Source organism: Pseudomonas sp. TE6288, from assembly GCF_054062095.1.
The window spans coordinates 1-1,730 of the sequence record NZ_JBSSEW010000050.1 but is presented as its reverse complement, the minus strand read 5'-3'; the positions used below and the strand labels follow the sequence as shown (position 1 = coordinate 1,730).

Below are 1,730 nucleotides of genomic sequence, written 5' to 3'. Positions count from 1 at the left end.
CGGCGGTAACGGTCAAGTCAGCGCTGGGGCAGAGCGTGACGGTACCGTTGAGCATACGTTGATATCGCCAAGACCCGACAGGGAATTGGCGTGGGGGGGGGGGGGGGGCCCCCCCCCCCCCCCCCCCCCCCCCCCCCCCCCCCCCGGGGGGGGGGGGGGGGGGGCCCCCCCCCCCCCCCCCCGCGGCGATGGGCCGCAAGGCGGCCCCTTTTCATTTCAGCAGTCGGTCAACTCGAGGAACACCTCGACCAGGCGCTCCAGCCCCGCCTGGTCGGCCGCGCTGAAGCGCGCCAGCTTCGGGCTGTCCAAATCGAGCACGCCGATCAGCCTGCCGGCCTTGACCAGCGGAATCACCAGCTCGCTGTTCGACGCACTGTCACAGGCGATATGCCCGGGGAAGGCATGTACGTCCTCCACCCGCTGGGTGCTACGGGTGGCCGCCGCGGCGCCGCACACACCACGGCTGAATGGAATGCGCACACAGGCCACCTGGCCCTGGAACGGGCCGAGCACCAGCTCTTCGTTGCGGTTGATATAGAAGCCCGCCCAGTTCAGGTCCTCCACCTGGTTGTAGAGAAACGCCGAGAACTGCGCGGCATTGGCGATGAAGTCACGCTCGTCAGCGAACAGCGCCTGCACTTGCGCGGCCAGCAGGTCGTAGCCATCGAGGCCTTGGCCACTGGCGTTGAGGTCGATCATTTATTTCTGCTCCAACAATTGCAGCCCGACCCAATAGCGGGCGAACTGATAGGCACAACGGCCATTACGGTTGCCGCGGCCGGTGGCCCAGCGCACGGCGAGGATGTCCAGGGCTTCGTCACGCTGCCAGCGCAGCCCGGCCGGGCGCGCCAGCTGGCCGATCCAGTGTTCGACCACGTTGAGGAAATGCTCTTGGCTGAACGGGTAGAACGACAGCCACAGGCCGAAGCGGTCGGACAGGGCGATCTTGTCCTCCACCGCTTCGTTGGGGTGCAGCTCGCCGTCGACCATCTTCCAGTTTTCGTTGTCGCTCTGCTTCTCCGGCACCAGGTGGCGGCGGTTGGAGGTGGCGTACAGCAGCACGTTGTCCGGGGCCTGCTCCAGCGAGCCGTCGAGCACGCTCTTGAGCACCCGGTAGTCGCCCTCCCCGGCCTCGAACGAGAGGTCGTCGCAGAACAGGATGAAGCGTTGTTCGAGCTTGTGCAGTTGCTCGACCACCCGCGGCAGGTCGGCCAGGTGGTCGCGCTCGATCTCGATCAGGCGCAGGCCCTGGCCTGCGTGCTCGGCCAACAGCGCGCGCACCAGCGACGACTTGCCGGTGCCGCGCGAGCCCCACAGCAGGGCGTGGTTGGCCGGCAGGCCGTTGATGAACTGGTGGGTGTTGCGGCCCAGCTGCTCGCGCTGCTGGTCGACGCCGATCAGGTCGGACAGGCGGATATCGAGGCTGACCTCCAGCGGCATCAGGTAGCCGCTGCGGCCATCGCGCTGCCAGCGGGCAGCCAGGGTGCGGCTCCAGTCGATGTCCGGGCGCGGGGCCGGCAGCAGGGGTTCGAGGCGGGCGAGGACCGATTCGGCGCGGTCGAGAAAAGCGGTAAGGCGGGCGTCCATGGCGACTCCTATTGATTTCAGTTTTTTGGGGCCGCGGGGCGCCCCCCCCCCGGGGGGGGGGGGGGGGCGGGGGGGGGGGGGGGGGGGCGGGGGGGGGGGGGGGGGGGGGGGGGGGGGGGGCGGGGGGGGGGGGGGGGGGGGGG

2 protein-coding genes are annotated in these 1,730 nt (G+C 69.8%); both read right to left on the bottom strand.

The genetic code is table 11. From position 1 onward, the window contains the following. Positions 1-216: 216 nt before the first annotated feature. Positions 217-699, bottom strand: coding sequence for a GAF domain-containing protein (locus tag ACVWY1_RS26055; protein WP_046856554.1), 483 nt, complete (start codon positions 697-699; stop codon positions 217-219). Continuing rightward, the gene (locus ACVWY1_RS26050) at positions 700-1,587 is read right to left on the bottom strand and encodes an ATP-binding protein (protein ID WP_046856555.1); all 888 of its coding nucleotides are present in this window, start codon (positions 1,585-1,587) and stop codon (positions 700-702) included. Between the last annotated feature and the right edge of the window lie 143 nt (positions 1,588-1,730).